Genomic DNA, 4,620 nt, shown 5'->3' with positions numbered 1-4,620 from the left:
CTGGAATACTGGCGTAGATGCATAGAGTTCGGAGGCAGCGGAGACTGGGAAAAATTGGAGAAAGCTCTGCGCGATGAGGTGCATCATCAGGCGCAGAGCCTGGAGTAGATTTGTGGGGATCCCTCAGGGGCAGACCACGTTTAACGTAATTCACTGCAATAATAGGTAAAAATTTGCCGTCATTTGTACCTTGCGGCCCGCTAAGCTTTCAGTTCGACCAATTGAAAGGATTCATCGATGCCGCGTAGACCCCGAGTTTTGATACCAGGCGTACCATTGCACTTGATTCAGCGAGGAAACAATAGATCTGTCTGTTTTTTTACCGAGGAAGATTACCTTTTTTATTTGGAGCTTTTGGTCGAGCAGGCTTCTAAAAATAATTGTGATATTCATGCGTGGTGCTTAATGAGCAATCACGTTCATTTGTTAGTCAGTCCTCATAATTCCAACAGCGCAAGCCTGCTGATGAAAGGTGTCGGGCAGCGATACGTCCAATATATAAATCGTACGTATAGTCGCAGCGGAAGTTTGTGGGAAGGCCGGTTTCGTTCATGCCTTGTTGATAGTGAACGATATTTGTTGTGCTGTTATCGTTACATCGAAATGAATCCCGTCAGAGCGAAAATGGTAAATCATCCGGCAGAATATCGCTGGTCAAGTTACCGTTTTAACGCACAATCAGAGCGATCACACATTGTTACCCCTCTTGGCGCTTGGAGTGCAGGGCAGGCAGCCGGCAGATGCTTACCGCGAGCTGTTCAAAAATGACTTAGAGTCAGAGTTGGTTGACCAGATTCGTGACGCGACCAATGGAAATAATGTTTTTGGCGGTTCAAAGTTTGCTGTTGATGTCGAGGCAATGATCGGTCGTCGCGTGCAACGAGGGAGCCCGGGACGGCCAAAAAATCGACCATCTAGTTAAAACGTGGTCTGTCCCCGTTTGTTCGATGGCGCTTTTGGCGCGACCAGTAATCCTACCGCAGGAATTACGAAAGGTTTCGACCTGGGCAATTTGAGTGACATCAGTAAATTCCTGGCGTATTCCGCTGTTCAGGGAGTAACGCAGGCGGGGATTGGTACCCTGATAAATGGTGGCAGTTTCGGCGATAACCTAAAGACGGCAATCGCGTCTCAAGCCAATACTGTCGCTATGGCGACAGGTTTCAACTTCGTTGGCGATTATGTGAAGTTTCCTACGGGAAGTCTCGAGAAGGTACTGGCTCATACGTTGATGGGGGGATTGCTGGCGCAGATAATCGGTGGTGATTTCAAGACAGGCGCAGCGGCGGCAGGTGCCAATGAGGCCTTGAGTGGAATACTTGATGGAATGACTGCGGGTGACAAACAGCTAGAGTTAATGGCTTCCCAACTCACCGGCATTTTGGCGGCAATTGCGGTGGGAGGTGATGTGCAACTCGGTGCCGACATCGCTAAAAATGCTACGGCATTCAATCGCCAGGGGCATGAAGACGAGGAACATGCAAAAGAAGAAGCCCGGAAAGGCGATTTCAAGAAGGAACATCTGGATAAAGCGACCTGCTACATGATTAAGTGCTGGGCAGAGTATGAGCGGGGGAGTCCGAAATACCGTGCAAATTACCTGACGGAAGCCGACATGGTGGGGCTCAGTAATGAGCTGACGTGGGCGGATGCAAAGCGTGATAAAGGACTGTTTGATTATACATACTTTGATTCGCTATCAGATTTCACGACTCGAGATGGTCTTCCCGTTGCAACGGATGTTCTGAAAACCGGTTTGGGCCTTGGATCAACGGCTTCGGGAGCAACGCTTTGCGCGACAGCAGCAGGCTGCGTTTTTGGTGGTCCGATGGCGGTTTTTGGTGCGGGTAACACTTTTGAAGATGGGTCAGGCTTATACAATCATTTCTGGGGTGATGAACCGTCTAGTTATAACCCGGTCAAGGATGCGTTTTATCAAATTCCGGGAGGATACGGGCCTGCCGTGTATAGTGGAGCTGATTTAGTGTTCTCTGCAGGAGCAGGGTTTGTAAAGGTTCCGTTGAAAGTCGTAGCGTCAGATGGCCTGAAGTCGACATCTTTATTCGGTGTAACGGTGAGGCAGTTCGACAATAATAAATTTATACCGCTCACAGGTATCGGTTTGCCTTATGGCTCGGCACTGGGTGTGTACATAGGTGGAGTGGGCGGAAAAGTGTTTGACTTTTATAAGGAGGCTAGCGGTGCGAAATAAAAATATTATTCTAAGGGGGATTATTTTCTTTAGCGTGATCGGATTTGTTTGGTCCGCGTTTCTTCTGGTATCGTTGGTTGTGGTTTTTTTGCTTATGGCAGTTTTGTATCTGTTTTTTGAACCGGATTTCAACGTGGTATTCAAGTGGCTCGGGCTGCCTCTATCAGTTCTTCTGTCAGTGCGTTGGATCTACAAGAACTTTTATAAAGTAAAAGGCTATGTGGAGGGGTGAGTGTTTGTTTTTCTCTTCCCCCCGGTGTCCTTCAAGATAGAGCCAAACGTAACCTGCTCCTGGAAGAGGGAGAACCTACTTGTAGGTTTATCAACAACCCACCTCGAGAACACAAAAATTTGTGCAGTTGAGGGAATTCTTGACTCTTTCAACGGGCAAGAACCTTGGCTGGCTGGATTCAGAGTTACGTTCGAGACCGGTGACTCATTAATCTACCTTAACCAGGGCGACGATGCCGTCGTATTGATTAATGCGCTACCGCCAGTCAGCGTTGGCCTCGAAACCCGCTTCGTTACCTCAATTTGATGAACGCCTTGGCGTCGATAGCAGCCTAGGGGGAGAAGATGAACGAAGAATTCAGCTATGTCTGGCTATTGCCGCTGCTTGAGAAACCTTTCGAAACAGCTGCACTCGATTTGCCTGATGCGGTAAGAGCCCTTAGCAAAAAATATAAGCTACCTGCCGACATAGCGTTGCAGCCGCTGGTGATCACAGCTTTGATGTCGCAATCCGAATATTGGTCGGGACTGGCGCTTAAATGGCTGGAGGATGGCATTCCTATAGACATTCCGCTGACCGCGCTCTTGGCTCATTGCGCCGAGGACAAAACGTTGTCTCAGTCTCGCCGTCATAGAGCACGCAGGCTTGTCGGCCGGAAAAAATTATGGGGCTGAATCCTATGTCTGGCTGTTATCGACCGACTCTGTTGAAAAAGTCGGCTTCAGTTTTCACGGCAGAAAAGTTCGTGCCTGAGATTGAAGTCTGTGCTTTGGGCAAACGGAATTTTTCAACAGAATCGACCCAAAGCGGCCAGTCGTGAAGGCAACTTGATCGTACTCCCTGCAATTCTGTTCTAACCGTCAAACGTGTCTATTATGCTGTCTAGTCGCTTCAGAAAGGGATGTGAATTGCGGGCAGGGGCTTAGAAGAGTCGCTGGAATGTGTATAGCGCTAAGATTAAAGTGGTCGAATGGAACCAAGCACCGAGCGGAAAATATTTGCCAAGATGGGAAGTTACTCAAAAGCTTTCGAGGGAAATGTTCCTCAGTCTGCGCTGATAGGTTAGGGTTGAATTGATGAAAAGTTATCAAGGTAATATTTCTAAAGAATCATTGAATCTGTTTGTTTCAGATATTGGCTCCGGAGAGTTTTTTTCATATGTGGGAAGCTCGGTGTCATTAGAACAAGCAGTTGCGGTTCTAGGTTTGCTTTCTCCTGATTTTATTGAGTCTGACGGCCACGTTTTCTGGCTGCCTAACGCTCAGCAATACGATCCGCAAAATTTTTCTTTAATGGGACTGGTCGAAACTAGAGCTGGCGTGTGTGAAAAAAGTGTGTCGCGTAGAGATATTGAACGATATAGAAATATTTTCCCTATAAGTCAATTTTTTATAAAGTGGGAAGATACATCGAGTCGCCCTATATTGAAAGTTGGTTTGTCGGAGGAGGATTATCGTCTTTGTCATTTATTTGCTGAGCAGATAGTCAGATATTGGGCGCGCGCATTATCAGAATACTTTCCAGAGAAGGTGTTTCAGTTTGAAGTTGCTGATGATCTTCTCGATGAATATGGAGTTTGCCTGACATTCTGGCAGTCCTAGCAGCAAACTCCGAGCCAAGGGGGTGTAGAAAGGCTTCACAAGACATTCCAAGCATTGAAGCTAGACGGTTCGACGCATCTACATCTTGAGACTGTAGATGTGCGCTCGCGCAGGGGATCAGACCAAACTTCTGTGACTAGGAGTCTTTTGCTATTTGACGTAGCCGCCGAAATTGTGGGGACGAAATCAAGTGACAGTCCCCATGCTAGTGCCAATCAACGCCGGATCTAGGCTCATCAATGGAATCGCTGACGGTCTACTTTTGGCCGATTGCCGCCCGTCACAAAAAGCTATGCTCCTGAGTGGACACCCTCAGCCAAGATCAAAAAGCAGCTCGCCTCTTTACTGCAACGGAACATATATGTCCGTTTGCCATTGATCTTGCGGTGTTTGCGGATACACGCTCAGGTAATGGAAGAACAGTGGTTGATCACGCAGTTCTTCGCCACCGGCGTTTTTCAAGGTTGTTGTCGCGTCGCCGTCTAACTATGCCGCTCTTTTCTTGGTCTGCTGCTGCCGATCCGGGTTCAACATCACAGTGCCCATCGGCTCCCAGTTTCTTGTCTGGCCAGACC

Annotated in this window: 5 protein-coding genes and 1 pseudogene; 5 read left to right on the top strand and 1 reads right to left on the bottom strand. The window is 48.0% G+C overall.

Going from position 1 to position 4,620, the window contains the following annotated elements; translation table 11 throughout:
* Positions 1-237 precede the first annotated feature (237 nt).
* From AACY50_RS28360 to AACY50_RS28340, 5 genes are all read left to right on the top strand, one after another.
* Positions 238-768, top strand: a complete 531-nt coding sequence (locus AACY50_RS28360; RefSeq protein ID WP_339539898.1) for a transposase — start codon at positions 238-240, stop codon at positions 766-768.
* A gap of 172 nt (positions 769-940) precedes the next feature.
* Positions 941-2,212, top strand: a complete 1,272-nt coding sequence (locus AACY50_RS28355; RefSeq protein WP_339539896.1) for a DUF637 domain-containing protein — start codon at positions 941-943, stop codon at positions 2,210-2,212.
* Between the two features lie 232 nt (positions 2,213-2,444).
* Positions 2,445-2,750: a hypothetical protein gene (locus AACY50_RS28350; protein WP_339433095.1), complete on the top strand. Its 306-nt coding sequence runs from the start codon at positions 2,445-2,447 to the stop codon at positions 2,748-2,750.
* 38 nt (positions 2,751-2,788) lie between these two features.
* On the top strand, positions 2,789-3,118 hold the full coding sequence (locus AACY50_RS28345; RefSeq protein WP_339433096.1) for a hypothetical protein: 330 nt from the start codon (positions 2,789-2,791) through the stop codon (positions 3,116-3,118).
* Between the two features lie 402 nt (positions 3,119-3,520).
* The gene (locus tag AACY50_RS28340) at positions 3,521-4,045 is read left to right on the top strand and encodes a hypothetical protein (protein ID WP_339539895.1); all 525 of its coding nucleotides are present in this window, start codon (positions 3,521-3,523) and stop codon (positions 4,043-4,045) included.
* 342 nt (positions 4,046-4,387) lie between these two features.
* Here AACY50_RS28340 and AACY50_RS28335 read toward each other — a convergent pair.
* Positions 4,388-4,498: pseudogene (locus AACY50_RS28335) on the bottom strand (AraC family transcriptional regulator); the annotation flags it as partial.
* Positions 4,499-4,620: the final 122 nt, after the last annotated feature.

It is taken from the genome of Pseudomonas sp. RA_15y_Pfl2_54 (assembly GCF_963971015.1).
In the GTDB taxonomy this organism is placed as follows: Bacteria; Pseudomonadota; Gammaproteobacteria; order Pseudomonadales; family Pseudomonadaceae; genus Aquipseudomonas; species Aquipseudomonas baetica_A.
This window is presented reverse-complemented; position numbering and strand designations above follow the sequence as displayed.

Coding starts and splice junctions, on each gene's coding strand:
- AACY50_RS28360 (WP_339539898.1), top strand. CDS start 238: ATGCCGCGTAGACCCCGAGTTTTGATACCAGGCGTACCATTGCACTTG.
- AACY50_RS28345 (WP_339433096.1), top strand. CDS start 2,789: ATGAACGAAGAATTCAGCTATGTCTGGCTATTGCCGCTGCTTGAGAAA.
- AACY50_RS28340 (WP_339539895.1), top strand. CDS start 3,521: ATGAAAAGTTATCAAGGTAATATTTCTAAAGAATCATTGAATCTGTTT.